Raw genomic sequence first — 15,427 nt, forward strand, 5'->3', positions numbered from 1 at the left:
CTCAATGTGACCCTCAATATAGGACGGCATTGCGGACTCGATGCGATGCCGACTATCCATTTTTTCCACCCACTAGCTCTTCTGCAAGGCGCTCTAGCACGCGGCGGCCGATATTCATTGGCAGAGTTGCCTCTGCGTGCGCTGCAGTCAGCGGGATTAGTGCATTGGGATAGCGAGTTGTTTCTAGACAATCGAGAAGATTCAGTGCATCCGCCAACCGAGGATACTGATCTGGTCGAGCAGTCGAGATATCGTGGTGTACCGGATCAAGAAAAGGTACCGCCGCAACGAGCAGGGAGCCAGCACGAGTCTTGTAGAAGAACTTCCTTCCAAAGTAGGTCTGCTTCCCATACTGCTCAGGAGAAGAAGAGAAGATTATGTTTTTCTTTATATACCGGTCTGTAAGAAAAAAAGCAGATTGCCTTGGCAGACGATCTGGGACGCCTTTGTCGTCTTGATCGAGACGCATCAGATGGTCGGCAAAAATGCCAGTCTTCTCAATGCCCACAATCAATAAATCTGGTAGGCCGCGCTGTCGTAGGATCTGATTGATACGACGTAGCTCTTGGTAGATTGATTGGGAAAGCCATGCGGGATGACCATAGACGGCCAATGGTCCATCCACTACGAAGGCGATCTGCGATAGAACTGGCAACAGATTCTTCTTCTCGATCATTCGCAAAACATGAATCAGGCGAAGCCGCTCAAGTATCTGCATTACTTCGCCGAAAGCTTTTCCTGAAGAGCCTACTGGGTTGATGCCCTCGTGTATACGCAGTGCGTCGGTCGAATAGAGTTTACGTTCGCCACATGCGCAACTGTAGATGCCAAATCCTTGATGGTGCTTACCATCTGGCTGTGCACACTCCTCCCAAGGGCATTTGGAACTGGGTTGTTGACGATGAGCCAGAAGTACTTCGTATGTTGCAAGAAGATTTTCACAACCCTCCCAACCCTTCTGCTGTTCTAACGCCTCATAGAGCGCTCGTCGGAACGATGCCCATGCGTGAGGCTCATCACGAAATATCACGTTGCAGCCAGGCAGTACCGTATCTAGAGACTCGGCGTTCTCAATACGGCGATACTCGGTGGGCGGCGGCTGCCGATCTCGTTGTTGCGAAAGGCTGCTTAGCTTCGAAACGTCAATGATGACGGTGGAGACGGTAAGGTATGCAAGCTCCGCCCCGGGGAAGCCTTTTCTTGGCTCGTAGGCCTGCGAACTTCCATCGATCGCCACGACCAGCCTTGGAAGAAATTCAGAGGGCGCAACTCTTGCAGCGACGAGTTCCTCAACCTTTTCCTTATTCCACTCGGGAACTCGAATCGCCCCTAAGAGCTCTTTAACACGTGGGTTTGTAGCAAGACGTTGTATGGCGCGATAGGAAGGCGCCTCTCCTTTAAACGGCACTGGGCACCTCAAATCGGTCGACCTGCACCGGAATAACAAAGCTATTCGACAGCGTCTTTACTCGTATGAATCCTTTGTCTTGAGCACGCAGAATAGAACGCTCGAAATCCGCGAAATCATAGAACTTGTTCAATTCCTTCGTTTCTTCAGTACTGTTCAGATGGCCAATGAACCAATTTGCTGTGTTCTTGAGTATGTTCTTCTGAATGCTTGAGACCTCTTGCGTGGAGTAAACCAGGCCGAGACCAAGTTTCGCGCCCTCCTTTGCTGCCCGCACCCAGATATCCTGCAGATCCGTCTCTTTACTCGAGGGAAGGAGGTTGTGTGCTTCTTCTATGTAAATAAGAATCTTGGGCGGAACCTGTGCGCCCGTGAAAGCCGACAGGTTCGAAACGAAGATTCTCGTCATGATTCGATCCGCCGCTGCCTTATTGATTTCCGGACTACCTGCCGACTGGTCAATAATCACCAACCTTCCCGTAACAAGATCGGAATACAGTTCGTCAGCATAGTCTGTACCCACAGTGTGGCTGTGCTGTTCTTGCACACGAGCGACCATTGCAGAGCCATTTCGATACTCAAACATCCCCAGTACATTGCGAAGTCTCTGGTCTGCCCAAGGTTCCCCGCTACTACCAGCCCGATTCATATAGGTTTGATTGAAGGCCTGAAAGCCTGTCTTGTCTCCTCGTCTGATGAAATCGTGCAGTGCCTCCATAGCGGTTGCCGCTTGATGCCAGTTTATTCGCGTCTCCCCGAGAAGGCGTGCCGCCTGGCCGTGCTCACCATTGGGGTCATCTTGGCTACTCGACAGGGCCGTGAGGAGTTGCTGATTGAAGAGACCAGTCGGAACGGCATGCTGCAGATTTGCCGGAGGAGTAAATCCCGCTTTTGCCAGCAATGCCCTGTAAGCAAATGCAGTGCGGTTGTGTCGAGTTACCTCTGATAGATTCTCTTGGTCCTCGATTCCAAACGCGACATCTCGAAAGTTGGAGAGATACTTGTCACTTCTCTCAGCAAGTGCCGCATTTATGATTTCCTTTCCGAGCTGCAGATTCTCCTCTGCATAGAAATTCAGCTTGGTAAGTTTCCTGCGAGGATCATCCGTTCTGGCAATACTTCCATAGGTTACGACGTCTTCACCTCTACCCGCCGCATTTCCGCGCCAGACATTCTTCAATGCTCCCGCGTTTAATCCGCCGGTCCCATCTTGAATGTTCTCATTTGCATACTCACCGTTGTAATCAAAGATCAGTTGACCTATACGCCCTTGGCGAGGATCCGCATAACGTAACTCGAAAATACTTCTCGCAATGACTTTGACCGTGTTCGACTTGCCAGTACGAGTCATGCCGAAAAGAGCTGTCTTTTGATCAACGAGATCCAGTGGACTCAGGTCAACCCGAACATTCGAGATCCCTTGATGCTGTCGATTGGTAGATGCGTAACGCACCTCGCCAACTGGAACGAGTCGCTGCGACAACGGAAAGAGATAGTGACCAGGATCAAATACCATTCTTGCCGGGTCACGAAAATTTACGATTCGCTGTAGCCCCTCATCCCGAGGTTTGTATACCTTTAGCCCACGATTCGGATAGTAGTTTGAAATATCTGAGCCGAACTTGAGCACGAGCCGATCATTCTCGGCATCATCGATGTAAAACGTTCCGATAATGCGACATCGCACACCAGCAAATGAAAGTTGGTTGCGTGTGTAGCCATCCATAATGGCCTCGTCGTCCCAATTCGCATCTTCACCGGAAGCACGCTGCGCCGCGTCAGCTCGCAAGCGTTCAAGCTCTCCCTGATTGGGAAGCGGGGCCGCATCCATTACTCGCAATAGTAGGACGCTCGCATCTTCGGATTGGTAAGAAAAGATGGCATCCGTATCAATACGAGTAGCGAGCAAGAAGGACAAGCTCGGAATCCCTCCAACGCGTTCACGATAGGAGTCGTGTATGACTACGACAGCCTCCTCGTAGCCAACAGAGAATACCTCGCCCACATACTGTGGCTTCTGGACTAAGCCTCCGAGTAGACGTTTAGCCTCTTCTGCCTTTTGGTTTAACCCGGCAGCCTCGATTACTTGATCAAGCGCCATATACCCCCCTTCCATCAAGGAACGGCAACACCGATTGTCCCAGCTTCACGCACGATGTTGCCGCGCAATCCTGTATAACCTGCTCAAGTTATACTTCATGCAACCATGACCGTCAGCCATTGAGCATCGAAAGATAGTCCCAATTTGCCACGCGCCCGCCGTTGAGCGAAGCGCGCTTCGGCAAAGCGCAGGAAGATGAGGCCAAGGACAGGCGTCGAATATTGCCCCGCCTTCAGCCCGGAATTCGCCCGGAACTGATCCGCCACGGCCCACAGGCGCTTTTCCAGCGTTTGATTAGCGGCGTCCTTCTCGGTCGGTGCGACCCAGTGCATGAACGATTACCCCTCAATCACGGCTTGGGCCGGTAGTCGCGCGGGTCGATGCAAGCGTCGTACGCGGCGCGGTCAATTTGAATCCAGTCGGTGCTGTTGATGCCGCGACGATTGCGTGCGGTCGGACTCACGGGAAAGGCGGAAGCGATTTTGATCCAACGGGATTGTTCCGCAGAGATCACGCGCACTTCGGCCGCCACTTCGGAGAGATCCTGGTCCTGGCTGAAGACGAGCGCCACGTCGTACTCCCGGCGGTGCGCCATGCGGATCACATCGAGGGCGATGCGAACGTCCACGCCCTTCTCTTCGGCCGCGAGAAACGCATGCGTCGTGCCGTCCGGAAGCTTAACGGTCTGGTTGCGGTAGCGTAGCGGCCGGGAAAATGTCCAGATGCCATGGCGGCTCATGGCGAGGAGTTTTGCCGCCCAGAATCCGCTCCAGAATGCGTTGTCGGTGGGATCTGGGACACCGGTGTAGAACCGCACCTGGTCGAGTTGCCAGCCGCGGACTGCACAAATCGACTGCGCAAGCGCCTTTACATCGAAATTTGGGTAGGTATGGCCAAATGCCGCCCGCACAGCATGAAAGAGATTCTGGCCGTCGATGAACGCAATAGCGCGCTTGACTTGGGGCTCGGTAGGCATTTCCGCCCCCTAGAAACGATAACCCCGCCCGGGCCTTTCGGCAGATCGGGCGGGGAGGAAGTGCAAATCAATTATAAGGGAAAACATCTCGCTTTCCAAGCGCAAAACCTGCTTGCCCATGACAGTCATCCTGCTCGCGATTATCAAGTAGGCGTCACCAAGACCGCCAGCCCGCATGCATTGGAAAGTACAGCCCGCGAGAAACGTCGCCAAATGCTGCGGCATATGCATCAAGTTGGCCAGTGTATCGCTTGCGCTCCTCGTCCAGAAACGCTTCAATGTTCGCGCCTTCGTGCAGGCTGGTCTTGTAGTCCACCACCACCGGGTTCCGTTCGCATCGCGAATCAGGCGATCCCGAAATCGTGTCAGTCCGAGTGCACCCGGACTCGCGGCTCCGCCTTCAGCCAGGTTGTGCGCTTCGCAACGCGCAGGTCGTAGTCCACCTGAAGGTTGAGCCAGAGCTCCGGCGATACCCCGAAATACTTGCCCAACCGCAGCGCCGTGTCGGCGGTAATCGAGCGCTTGCCGTTAACGATGTCGCTGATGCGATTGGGCGGCACGGCAATCTCGCGCGCGAGTGCGTTCATGCTCACGCCCAACGGCTTCATGAAGTCCTGGTAGAGAATCTCGCCCGGAGGGATCGGATCGAGCAGTTTGGCAGCCATGATGTCTCCCAGGAATGGTAACAGCCTACCACTCGAGGCAGGCGGCAAGCAGCGGGAAGTAAAGCCCGCGGCGGGCACCCCAAAACGTGGCAACCGGCCTGGCCAGACTTGAAACCGCCGGTTGCATTGCCTACAATGCAATCAATGATTGCAAAAAGGTGAAACCGATGGCCAGCATCACGATCCGCAACCTTGACGAGCAAACCAAGGCACGCCTGAGGGTGCGCGCGGCGCACCGCAAGCGTTCCATGGAGGAAGAGGTCCGCCACATTCTGCGCGCCGCACTGGCGGACGATGCGGCGGCATCAAGCGATCTCGCGCAAGCGATCCGGCGCCGCTTCGAGCCGCTTGGCGGCGTGGAACTCTCGCTTCCCGCCCGGGAGCCGATGCGGGATCCTCCAAAGTTGCGCAGGAAGTAACCGGCTCGGTGATCATCCTCGACACCAACGTCGTTTCCGAATTGATGAAGGCGGCGCCGGCCGAGCGTGTTCTCGGTTGGATTGCGGCGCAGCCCGCCTCGGCGCTTTACACAACCAGCATCACGGAGGCGGAAATCCTGCACGGTCTCGCGTTGCTGCCCACAGACAAGCGGCGCAACGCCCTCGAAAGCGCCGCCGAGGCGATGCTCAGTGACGACTTCGCCGGCCGAATCCTCCCCTTCGGCAGCGACGCGGCCCACGCCTACGCGCGCATCGCGGCCGACCGCCGCCGCGCTGGCCGCCCGATCTCGCACTTCGACGCCCAGATCGCCGCGATCGCCCGTTCCGCCGGGGCGGCGATCGCCACCCGCAACGTCACGGACTACGACCGCTGCGGCGTCAAGATCCTAAACCCCTGGGATGTCTGATTCGGGACTGCCGCCAGATCCGCTCCATTTGCTTCCGCGTCGCCCGTCCGGATCGCAGATGGCAAAACGATGTATCGGATTACTTTATACAACGTAACGACTTCGTTGGCTCTTGTACGTTGCACAGAGGATACTTCGGGAGCGCCTACCGCAAGATCTCCCGCCACCCGGCCAGTATCGGGAAATAAAGTCCGCAACGCGCTTCGCGATCGAGCGCCGACGCATAGCGCTGAAGTTGTGCCGCGTAGCGCTGCTGTTCCCGGTCCAGGAACCCTTCGACGTCTGCACCTGTGTGCGTACTGGTCTTGTAGTCCACTATCCACCGCGTGCCTTGCGCATCGTTGAACACGCGATCGATCACATAGTTGCGATCCCGCGTACGAATACGGAACTCGCTGTTCGCCTCGGGGTGCGATCCGAGCACCCAGCGGCCTTTCTGGTCGGTGATCGCGTTTCGCAATGCCTCCAGTACTCGCTCCGCTGCCGCTTCCAGCTCGGCACCACTCACGCCCCGCGCGGAGAGTTGGCCGCGTACGGCGATGCGGGCCTGCGCGACCCGAGCCGCGTCCCAGCCCTTCAGTTCATCGTCGGCGATGCGACGGAGCCACGCGTGCACGACTGTGCCCATGTGCCGCGCTGTTTCTCCTACCCAGGAGAACTCGATTTGCGCGGCATCCTCTCTGCCTTCCAGCGGCGATCTCCAAATTGTGGAATCGGGCACGGCAGGAATGCTGAAGCCCAATGGCAGCCGCCGCAGTCGATCACCTGGCAACCGCCCTGCTTCCCCCGACTTCGCCTCCGAATTTGTGGGGAGGGGAATATTTTCTGACAAGGCCCCCCACGCAATCCCCAGCAAGCTCCTCCGCGAAGGCATCTTCACCACTCCGTCCTCATCTACCTTCAGGCACGCCAGCAAATGCAGCCGCGACTCCGCCCGTGTCGCTGCGACATACAGCAAGCGCCCCGCCTCGATGTCTTCCGCCTGCTTGTCCAAGTTCCTCACATATTGGTAAAGCGGCTCCTTATCCCCGCCCGTCTCATCGATCGGCGCGAGCAGCAACCCCGTCTCCCCTGCTCCCTCACCTCCAGCCCCTCTGCTCCGCCCCAAGTGTTCCCTTGTCCCGGAGGGAGAGGGGAGAGAGCGCCACGCGAACAGCGGCTTGCGTCCACTGCGCCGTGGGCGATCCAGGCCGGGCACGATCACGGTGTCGAACTCCAAGCCTTTCGCCTTGTGGATGGTCATGATCTCGACCGCGTCCAAGCCGGCATTCACGTCGGGCAGCGCGTAGAGTTTTTTCAGGCTCGTCCCCAGCGCGGAGAAATCGGTCAGTTCGCCTGCCTCTTCCAGGCGATCGAGTTCATCGAGAAAAATTTCCGCGTCCTCGAGATCGGTGACGTCCTCGACGCAGGCCGGACCGCCCAAAGCCAGCCAGACTCCCTCGACGCGATCGCGCAGCGTGCCGCGCAGCCGATTGCCGAGAGCGGGCGCGAGCACCTCGCGCATGTGCGCAAGGCGCGGCGGGTCCTGACGATCCCCCTCTGCTGCGCTCCAAGTGTTCCCTTGTCCCCGGCCCTCTGCTCCGCCCCAAGTGTTCCCTTGTCCCGCAGGGGGAGAGGGAGCTCCAAAGCTTTGCTGAAATTCCGTCGTCGCTGATCGCGGCTCCTGCATTAATTCCCAGATGGTGCGATCGTTCCTGCCCCCCTCTCCCCGGCCCCCACCCTCTGCCCAGCCCTCTCCCGCCGAGGGAGAGGGAGCTTCAGGGCGTCCACCGGCGCAGAGGTCCAGCAGTTCTTTCAGATCGAGCCCGCACCACGGGGCGCGCAGGATGGCGAGCCAGGCGACGCGGTCGGCAAGATGGGTCAGCGCGCGCGTGAGCGCGTAGAGGTCCTGCACTACTTGTTTTTCGCCCAACTGCTCGATCTCCACCGCGCGAAAGCGGATGCCGGCATCCTTCAACGCCGGGACGATGGCGTCGAGATGGCTGCGATTGCGCACCAGGATCGCGGTCTTGCCTTGCGCTGTTTTCACCAGTTCGACCACACGCTGCGCCTCGCCATCCCGGTCGGAGAAAGTCTCGAGAGTCGGTTCGCCGTCCAGCGTCGCTTCGTGGAACAGCACTGACGGCGAATAAGGCACCGCCCCGGAAGCTTCATCTTCAGCCGTCGGCAACACGCGGGGAAACACCTCATTCGCCCACTCCACGATCTTCGCCTGCGAGCGGAAATTGGTGGAAAGCGTCAGAGGCTCGAGCTTGACGCCCGGCAGCCCCGCGCGCCGCGCGTGCAGAAAGAGCCCCACCTGCGCGTCGCGGAAGCGGTAGATGGACTGCATCGGATCGCCGACCACGAAAACCGTGCGTCCGTCACCCGCCTCCCAGCCCGCGGTAAGGCGTTCGAGCAATTCCCACTGCGAGTTGGACGTGTCCTGGAACTCGTCCACCAGCAGGTGCCGGACGCGTGCATCCATGGAAAGGAGGAGGTCGGTGGGTTCGTCCGGCGTGCCGAGCGCAAGGAGCGCGCCGTGCGCAATCTGGGTGAAATCCACCTCGCCGCGTTCGCCGAAGAGAGCGAGCATTTGCGCCATGGCGGGCTTGAGCAGCGCGAGGATCGCTTCCAGCGCTTCCCACTGCATCCCGGTGTATTCGGGCGGCGGCGCCGCGCTCAGCGCGACCAGTGCTTCGCGCAAACCAGGAATGGCAATGAGCTCCGGCGGTGCGGGCTTTGGTTTCTTGCGCCACTCGCCCTTCTGCGTCAGCACCTCGTTCGCCAGCTCCACCGACGCTTGCGGATAGAGCGCCTGCGCGTTGCGGATGAGCCGGTTCCTTTCTGCGGCAAGCGTCGCTTCCAGCTCCCCGCGATTCGGCGCATCGCCCGTCTTGCGCAGCCACTGGTCGCGCCGCTCGAGCATCCCGGCGAGCAGGTCGGTGGCATCCGCGACGTTGTTGTCCAGGTGCGCGAGCAGCCGCGCCACTGGCGGCGTGAGATCGGCGAGCGTGCGTGCCGCCGCCTCGTCGTACAGTTCTGACGCGTCCTCGGCCACCGCCGGTTGCGCGCCGAGCTTCGCGAGCACCGGCATCTGCCGGGTGAGCGCGGCGCACAGCGCGTCGATGGTCTGGATGCGCAGTCGCGGCGCGAGCTCGGGAGAGAGCTTCTCGATGACGCGCTTGCGCATCTCCGCAGCAGCCTTCTTGGTGAAGGTGATGGCGACGATCTCCTCGGGCTTCTCCACCGTCTCGAGAAGTTTGAGATAGCGCTGCACCAGCAGCTCGGTCTTCCCCGAGCCCGCTGGCGCCTGCACGATGAACGAGCGGCGCACGTCGAGCGCCGCTTCGCGCTCCTTTTGGTCGGCCGGTGCGCGCTCAGCCATCACCCTCTCCCCGACCCTCTCCCGTCGAGGGAGAGGGAGCTTTTTGGCCTTTATTAGAGTCCTTCATCATTCGACCTTCGCATCAGAATCCCCCTCTCCCCTCGCGGGACAAGGGAACACTTGGAGCGGAGCGGAGGGCCGGGGACAAGGGAACACTTGGAGCGTAGCAGAGGGGCTCATTCATCGCCGCCCTCCTCGCCTTCCGCCAGCGCATTCACTTTCTCGTACACGCGGCAGAGCGGCTGCAGATCGCAGTAGCGGCAGGTGGCGAGCTGCTTCTTGGGATCCACGCGCGCATCGCCGGAGGCGAAGCCAGTACCCAGGGCTTCGATCTCCTCCTTCCAGCCGTCAACCAGCGCGTTCCAATCCTTCGCCTGCTTCACGTCCGGGATCAGATCCTTCCTATCGGAAAAGCCCATGTAGCGCATCTCGCCGGTCTTGAGCTTGGCGAAGGCGACGGCGGCGATGTCTTCCCTGGCGTTCAGAGCATAGAGCGGCAACTGCGGATCGTCGGGACGCTCGCCGAGCCACTCATTGGGAGTAGGCCGCCCGGTCTTGTAGTCGATGAGTGCGTGGCCGCCGGCTTCGAGCTTATCCATGCGATCGATGCGGCCGTTCAACTCGAGTCCGGCGACAGAGAGCTTGCGCTTTTCCTCCATCGCGACGACTTCGAAAGGAGGACGCTCGCGCTCGACTTCGAGCCATTCGCGTGCGAGCTTCGCAAGGCGCTTGCGTTCAAGGCCGGCGAAAGGTTCTTCGAGCTTCGCTTCCCGAACTGCGACAGCGGTTGCGCGCTCGATGACAGGACCACAGTCCCCCTGGATGCCTTCGCTTCCTTTCAATTCGCTCCACAACTCTTTCATCAAGGTGTGCAACAGCAGGCCGCGGGCACGCGCGTCCAGACCGGCGACGGGTTCTTCCAGACTCTCCGCAGCCAAACGATGGCGCGCGAAAGCACGAAACGGACAGGCCGCCTGGTCGGAGAGAATCCGGGTTCCACCTCTCGGTGTTTTCGTGGCCAGTGCGGGCGCATGGCCGTCCTGCACGGTCTCGCTCCTGCGAGCGGCGAAGATGAGATCGCGGTAACGTTCGTAGATCCTTGTCTGTGGCGTCCTCAAGGGGACGGCAGAGATCAATGGAGAGGCGAGCAACGTCCTGTCCTCTTCCATCGTGGGATGCGAGACGACGACCTCGCCCGCTGCGGCCAGCCAGCCTTCGGTGATGCGCTTACCGCGCGCCAGGGTCGCTTCCGCGGAAGCCTCGGGAATCCCCGCCTTGCGCTGCAGAGCCGGAGGAATGAAAGGACTGGGCGCGGCGGCCAGCGGCCAGGCCTCGTCGGTCAGCCCGCTCACCCACAATGCATCGAACTCGAGCCCCGCCGACTCGAGCACGCCGAGCACCTGGATCGGCGCGTCCGGCGTCTCGGGCTGGAACAGGGTATCGGTGCAAAGGCGCCGCAATCGTGCGAGCGCCTGTACAAATGACATCTTCGGCGTAACGCGCTCGAGCTTGGCGAACTCGGCCAGCGTCTCGTTGAACTTGGCTCGGGTCTGGAATTCGTCGGAGTCGAGGCCGCGATCGCCGGGAAAGCCCGCCGCTTCGAGGAGCGCGGAGAAATGCCGCGCCCATTCGTGCGGCGAGCGCTCGCCGCCGGGTTGCTCCCGCACCATGGCGAAAAGCGCCTCGAGCCCTTGGCGCAGCACAGGCGCGCCTTCGATCAGCGCCACCAGCTTGCCCAGCGTCACGCGCGCAGGCGCTCGCTTGCGCGACTCCGCGTCGAGCCGCGCACGCTGCGCAAGTTCAGGCTCGGCGCCGGCGAGGAAGGGCGAGCGCATCAGCTTGCTCGCCTGCTCAAAGGGAATCTCGCCGGAAGCGAGCTCAAGGACGGAGAGCGCGGCGCGCGTAAGCGGATAGTCGGCGAGCGGTGTGCCGAGCGAAATATTGATTGGCAGCGCGTTGCGCTCCGCGCCGGGAAGGTTACGGGCCGGGTGCATGACGCGCGCGAACACGCGCGCCACTTCCTTGCGGCGCTGTCCCAATTCGGGAACCACGATGCCGATGCGCTTTGCGCCTGCTTCCAGTTTTGCGCGCGCCCAGCTTGCCGCCGCTTCCAGCTCCTCGCGCGCCGAGGGGAAAGCAATGCGGCTCGCCTTCGCTTGCTTTGCCTCTGGCGCGCAACTGCGCACCTCTATGCCCTGCTTCGCGCAGGCATCCAGAAAGTCCCGCACCTGCGGCGGCACGACGTCGAAGGCGTACGCGACTAAAAGTTTCGGTTTCCTGAGCGCCGCTTCTTTCAGCAGCGGCGCGACGACGTCGGCAACGCGCGCGCCCTCGGTGTTGCCCTCCTTGTCGCAACGCCTCGCGTAGTCCTTCGCCCACTCGGCAAAGGCTCTGGCGTCTTCATTTCCCGGAAAGCTCCCCAGCACGCCGGCAATGCGCCACTCGTGCGCGAGCCCCCAGGCCTTGCGGCAGTCCGCCGCGGCGCGCGGCACGGCAAGGAGCGCCTCGCCCCACTCGCTCGCGCGGATCGCCGCCTCCCACAGTTCCTGTTCCTGCGCGCCGGTGAGCAGCAGCGGAAGTTGCGCCGCGATATCGGAGTACAGCGCATCTTCGTAGAGCCGCTCGACGAAGGCGCCGAACGGAAGAATGTCCGCGGTTTCCCAGACGGTGAGGCCGGATGCGATTTGCCACTCGTCGAATTCGCGCGCGAGCGTCTGCGCGAGGCGCCGGTTCGGGGTCACGACGGCAATGCCCTCGGAATGTCCCCTGGCGAGATGCGCGAAGAGCTCGCGCTTTTGAACAACCGGAAATTCGGCGCCGACAGTCATGGCGCCCAATTTAATGGAATCCCGATCCTCGTGTTACCCGAAACAAAAATTCAACCACGGTCCAGCAGGCCGACTTTGTCTTTCTTGTCCTTCCAGTCGTCGGCATCCGCGGGAGCGTCCTTCTTTTCCGTGAGCGTCGGCCAGGCTTTCGACAACTCCGCGTTCAGTTTCAGGAAAGCCCGCTGGTTCTCAGGCACATCGTCCTCGGCATAGATGGCCTCGACCGGGCATTCGGCCACGCACAGCGTGCAATCGATGCATTCGTCCGGATCGATGACAAGCATGTTCGGGCCTTCGTGGAAGCAGTCCACGGGACAGACGTCCACGCAATCGGTGTACTTGCACTTGATGCAACTCTCGGTGACGACGTAGGTCATTACTGATCCTCTTAAAACGGGGAAAGCGCCCTTGAAACCCGTCGATGCACGCACCACATACGACTCAGCGCCTATCTTGTGTGCCGCCGAACGTGGCGCGACGCAACAAACCAAGACTATATTCTAGCAAAAACTCCCATCCGGACTATCGACGTTGCAGTGATTTTTAGGACTATGTCACGGAAAACCAAGCGGATTTCGCATATCGCACAAATGCGGTGCGGCGCTGCGCCTGCTTCCCTTCCAAAAACTTTTTCGCTAGCATAGGTCCCACTCTTCAGATCGCAGTTCGTCCGGACCGCGACGTTTCCCGCACTCTTTATCCACTGCCGAGGCAATCCATACATGAGCGAGCATATACATCACGTTACCGACGACACTTTCGAACCCGAGGTTCTCCAGTCACAGGTTCCCGTACTGGTGGATTACTGGGCGGAATGGTGCGGCCCGTGCAAGATGATCGCGCCGATCCTGGACGAAGTGGCGACCGAGTATTCGGGTCGCCTGAAGATCGCCAAGCTGAACATCGACGAGAACCAGGGCACGCCGCCGAAGTACGGCATCCGCGGCATCCCGACACTGATGCTCTTCAAGAACGGAAACATCGAAGCGACCAAGGTCGGCGCCGTATCCAAATCGCAGTTGACAGCCTTTATTGACAGCAATATCTAAACTCGCTAGGCTTCACCTCGTACTGGTCGGCGAACGCGCGAATTAGAACAGCGCCGCGACCGGTTACGGGCAGGTCCCTTCCCGTTTCACATCTTCCCGATCCTTCCGATTGTCACCCTGTAAGGCCCCCTCTTTATGCATTTGTCCGACCTGAAAAACCTCCACGTAACGGAACTCGTGGAGATGGCAATCTCCAACGAGATCGAGAATGCCAACCGGATGCGCAAGCAGGACCTGATCTTCGCGCTGTTGAAGAACCAGGCCAAGAAAGGCGAAAGCATATTCGGTGAAGGAACCCTGGAAGTCCTGCCCGACGGATTCGGATTCCTGCGATCGCCGGATACCTCGTACCTGGCCGGCCCCGACGACATTTACGTCAGCCCGTCGCAGATACGGCGATTCAACCTGCACACCGGCGATTCGATCGAGGGCGAGATCCGCACGCCAAAGGACGGCGAGCGCTATTTCGCGCTGGTAAAAGTCGACAAGGTCAATGCCGAGCCGCCCGAGAATTCCAAACACAAGATCCTGTTCGAAAACCTCACCCCGCTCTTCCCCACCGAGCAGTTCATCATGGAGCGGGACATCAAGTCCGAAGAAAACCTCACCGGCCGCATCATCGACATCATCGCCCCGATCGGCAAGGGCCAACGCGGCCTGCTGGTGTCCAGCCCGAAGAGCGGCAAGACGGTGATGCTGCAGCACATAGCGCATTCGATCGCGGCGAATTTTCCAGATGTCTATCTGATCGTGCTGCTGATCGACGAGCGTCCCGAGGAAGTGACGGAAATGCAACGCTCGGTCAAGGGTGAAGTGGTGTCCTCGACTTTCGACGAACCCGCCACCCGACACGTACAAGTGGCCGAGATGGTGCTGGAAAAAGCCAAGCGCCTGATCGAACACAAGAAGCACGTCGTCATTCTGCTGGATTCGATTACGCGTCTCGCGCGCGCCTACAACACCGTCGTGCCGGCATCGGGCAAGGTGCTGACGGGCGGCGTGGACGCGAATGCGCTGCAGCGGCCGAAGCGTTTCTTCGGCGCCGCACGCAATATCGAGGAAGGCGGATCACTGACGATCATCGCCACCGCGCTGATCGACACCGGCTCGCGGATGGACGACGTGATCTACGAAGAATTCAAGGGCACCGGCAACATGGAAATCCACCTTGACCGACGCATGGCCGAAAAGCGGATCTATCCTTCGATCAACGTCAACCGCTCCGGCACCCGGCGCGAGGAATTGCTGATCGAGAAGGAAATCCTGCAGAAGATCTGGGTGCTGCGGAAACTGCTTTACCCGATGGACGAACTTGAGGCTACGGAATTTCTGGTGGACAAGTTGCGGGGTACGAAGAACAACGCTGACTTCTTTGACAGTATGCGTCGGGGCTAATGTAGGTCATCGGGTACAAACGCGCGCTACCCGCAAACGGCCGGCTCCGCCGGTAACGAGTCCGCGCGCGACCCCATGGACGAATTGGAAGCGACGGAGTTCTTGGTCGATAAGCTGCGCGGGACCAAGAACAATGCGGATTTTTTTGACTCGATGCGCCGTGGTTAGATAGGTACGGGATAAAAGCGCGCCCTGCCCGCAAACGGCCGGCGCCGCCGGTAACGAGTCCGGGCGCGACCCAATGGACGAGATTGAAGCTACGGAATTTCTGGCGCACAGGTTGCGGTGTGCGAAAAAAAGCTTATTCAGCTTAGGTACTTAGTCCCCGACAGTCGCTTCCTAGCCCTTGAATTCGGGGTTGCCAATCCCCACGTTCCTGTGGATAATCCGCCCCCTTCGGAAGCGCAAATCCCGCTTCCATCAGATAAGGAACCAACATGAAACCTGAAATCCATCCCCAATATGCCGATGTCGCGGTGACCTGCAGCTGCGGGAATACGTTCACTACGCGTTCCACGCTGGGCAAACCGCTGCACGTGGAAGTCTGCTCCGCCTGCCACCCCTTCTATACCGGAAAGCAGAAGATCATGGACACCGCAGGTCGCGTGGAGAAATTCCGCCAGAAGTACAGCAAGGGCAAGACCGACACGAAGACCACCGCCGCTTAAGCGGTCGCTTGTGGCCACAGCAAAAAAAAGGGCAGCCTTGGCTGCCTTTTTCTTTTCTTCACCGGCTGTCGGGCGACCGATAGAATGATGCATGCAATTGGGCTGAGGCTCGGCATCCGCATC

The 15,427-nt window shown here is 59.6% G+C and carries 14 protein-coding genes; 5 read left to right on the top strand and 9 right to left on the bottom strand.

The window, feature by feature from the left end:
* Nucleotides 1-52: 52 nt before the first annotated feature.
* The 6 genes from HY067_21915 to HY067_21940 all read right to left on the bottom strand — a co-directional run bounded on the left by HY067_21915 (nucleotide 53) and on the right by HY067_21940 (nucleotide 5,150).
* A complete protein-coding gene (locus HY067_21915) occupies nucleotides 53-1,408 on the bottom strand; it encodes a DNA double-strand break repair nuclease NurA (GenBank protein ID MBI3530612.1) in 1,356 nt (451 codons plus the stop codon).
* On the bottom strand, nucleotides 1,398-3,509 hold the full coding sequence (locus HY067_21920; GenBank protein MBI3530613.1) for an ATP-binding protein: 2,112 nt from the start codon (nucleotides 3,507-3,509) through the stop codon (nucleotides 1,398-1,400). The genes HY067_21915 and HY067_21920 overlap by 11 nt, the downstream gene beginning before the upstream one ends.
* Nucleotides 3,510-3,604: 95 nt before the next feature.
* Nucleotides 3,605-3,841, bottom strand: a complete 237-nt coding sequence (locus HY067_21925; GenBank protein MBI3530614.1) for a type I restriction-modification system subunit M N-terminal domain-containing protein — start codon at nucleotides 3,839-3,841, stop codon at nucleotides 3,605-3,607.
* A gap of 17 nt (nucleotides 3,842-3,858) precedes the next feature.
* Nucleotides 3,859-4,485 carry an NYN domain-containing protein gene (locus HY067_21930; GenBank protein ID MBI3530615.1) on the bottom strand — a complete coding sequence of 209 codons (627 nt, stop codon included), beginning with the start codon at nucleotides 4,483-4,485 and terminating at the stop codon, nucleotides 3,859-3,861.
* A gap of 154 nt (nucleotides 4,486-4,639) precedes the next feature.
* The gene (locus HY067_21935; GenBank protein ID MBI3530616.1) at nucleotides 4,640-4,801 is read right to left on the bottom strand and encodes a hypothetical protein; all 162 of its coding nucleotides are present in this window, start codon (nucleotides 4,799-4,801) and stop codon (nucleotides 4,640-4,642) included.
* Between the two features lie 49 nt (nucleotides 4,802-4,850).
* Complete coding sequence (locus HY067_21940) at nucleotides 4,851-5,150, bottom strand: HigA family addiction module antidote protein (protein ID MBI3530617.1); 300 nt, start codon at nucleotides 5,148-5,150, stop codon at nucleotides 4,851-4,853.
* Nucleotides 5,151-5,317: 167 nt separating this feature from the next.
* Between HY067_21940 and HY067_21945 the strand changes: the two genes are divergently transcribed.
* Both HY067_21945 and HY067_21950 read left to right on the top strand, forming a co-directional pair.
* A complete protein-coding gene (locus tag HY067_21945) occupies nucleotides 5,318-5,569 on the top strand; it encodes a plasmid stabilization protein (GenBank protein ID MBI3530618.1) in 252 nt (83 codons plus the stop codon).
* Between the two features lie 8 nt (nucleotides 5,570-5,577).
* Nucleotides 5,578-5,997 (top strand): PIN domain-containing protein, encoded by a 420-nt coding sequence (locus HY067_21950; GenBank protein MBI3530619.1) that lies wholly within the window; start codon nucleotides 5,578-5,580, stop codon nucleotides 5,995-5,997.
* 145 nt (nucleotides 5,998-6,142) lie between these two features.
* Here the strand turns inward: HY067_21950 and HY067_21955 are convergent, their stop codons facing one another.
* The 3 genes from HY067_21955 to HY067_21965 all read right to left on the bottom strand — a co-directional run bounded on the left by HY067_21955 (nucleotide 6,143) and on the right by HY067_21965 (nucleotide 12,569).
* The gene (locus HY067_21955; GenBank protein ID MBI3530620.1) at nucleotides 6,143-9,364 is read right to left on the bottom strand and encodes a UvrD-helicase domain-containing protein; all 3,222 of its coding nucleotides are present in this window, start codon (nucleotides 9,362-9,364) and stop codon (nucleotides 6,143-6,145) included.
* A 176-nt stretch (nucleotides 9,365-9,540) separates the two neighbouring features.
* Nucleotides 9,541-12,201 (bottom strand): PD-(D/E)XK nuclease family protein, encoded by a 2,661-nt coding sequence (locus tag HY067_21960; GenBank protein ID MBI3530621.1) that lies wholly within the window; start codon nucleotides 12,199-12,201, stop codon nucleotides 9,541-9,543.
* Between the two features lie 41 nt (nucleotides 12,202-12,242).
* Nucleotides 12,243-12,569 carry a ferredoxin family protein gene (locus HY067_21965; GenBank protein MBI3530622.1) on the bottom strand — a complete coding sequence of 109 codons (327 nt, stop codon included), beginning with the start codon at nucleotides 12,567-12,569 and terminating at the stop codon, nucleotides 12,243-12,245.
* Between the two features lie 345 nt (nucleotides 12,570-12,914).
* On the opposite strand from HY067_21965, the gene trxA reads away from it, so the two are divergent.
* From trxA to rpmE, 3 genes are all read left to right on the top strand, one after another.
* Nucleotides 12,915-13,241, top strand: a complete 327-nt coding sequence (gene trxA / locus HY067_21970) for a thioredoxin TrxA (GenBank protein MBI3530623.1) — start codon at nucleotides 12,915-12,917, stop codon at nucleotides 13,239-13,241.
* Nucleotides 13,242-13,376: 135 nt separating this feature from the next.
* Entirely contained in the window at nucleotides 13,377-14,636 is a 1,260-nt protein-coding gene (rho, locus tag HY067_21975; protein MBI3530624.1) for a transcription termination factor Rho, read from the top strand.
* Between the two features lie 437 nt (nucleotides 14,637-15,073).
* Nucleotides 15,074-15,304, top strand: coding sequence for a 50S ribosomal protein L31 (rpmE, locus tag HY067_21980; GenBank protein MBI3530625.1), 231 nt, complete (start codon nucleotides 15,074-15,076; stop codon nucleotides 15,302-15,304).
* Nucleotides 15,305-15,427: the final 123 nt, after the last annotated feature.

It is taken from the genome of Betaproteobacteria bacterium, from assembly GCA_016194905.1.
Classification (GTDB): domain Bacteria; phylum Pseudomonadota; class Gammaproteobacteria; order Burkholderiales; family JACQAP01; genus JACQAP01.

Excerpts from the sequence above, each read along its gene's own strand:
- HY067_21920 (MBI3530613.1), bottom strand. The coding sequence starts at position 3,509 with ATGGCGCTTGATCAAGTAATCGAGGCTGCCGGGTTAAACCAAAAGGCA.
- HY067_21925 (MBI3530614.1), bottom strand. The coding sequence starts at position 3,841 with ATGCACTGGGTCGCACCGACCGAGAAGGACGCCGCTAATCAAACGCTG.
- HY067_21930 (MBI3530615.1), bottom strand. The coding sequence starts at position 4,485 with ATGCCTACCGAGCCCCAAGTCAAGCGCGCTATTGCGTTCATCGACGGC.
- HY067_21940 (MBI3530617.1), bottom strand. The coding sequence starts at position 5,150 with ATGGCTGCCAAACTGCTCGATCCGATCCCTCCGGGCGAGATTCTCTAC.
- HY067_21945 (MBI3530618.1), top strand. The coding sequence starts at position 5,318 with ATGGCCAGCATCACGATCCGCAACCTTGACGAGCAAACCAAGGCACGC.
- HY067_21955 (MBI3530620.1), bottom strand. The coding sequence starts at position 9,364 with ATGGCTGAGCGCGCACCGGCCGACCAAAAGGAGCGCGAAGCGGCGCTC.
- HY067_21965 (MBI3530622.1), bottom strand. The coding sequence starts at position 12,569 with ATGACCTACGTCGTCACCGAGAGTTGCATCAAGTGCAAGTACACCGAT.
- trxA (MBI3530623.1), top strand. The coding sequence starts at position 12,915 with ATGAGCGAGCATATACATCACGTTACCGACGACACTTTCGAACCCGAG.
- rho (MBI3530624.1), top strand. The coding sequence starts at position 13,377 with ATGCATTTGTCCGACCTGAAAAACCTCCACGTAACGGAACTCGTGGAG.
- rpmE (MBI3530625.1), top strand. The coding sequence starts at position 15,074 with ATGAAACCTGAAATCCATCCCCAATATGCCGATGTCGCGGTGACCTGC.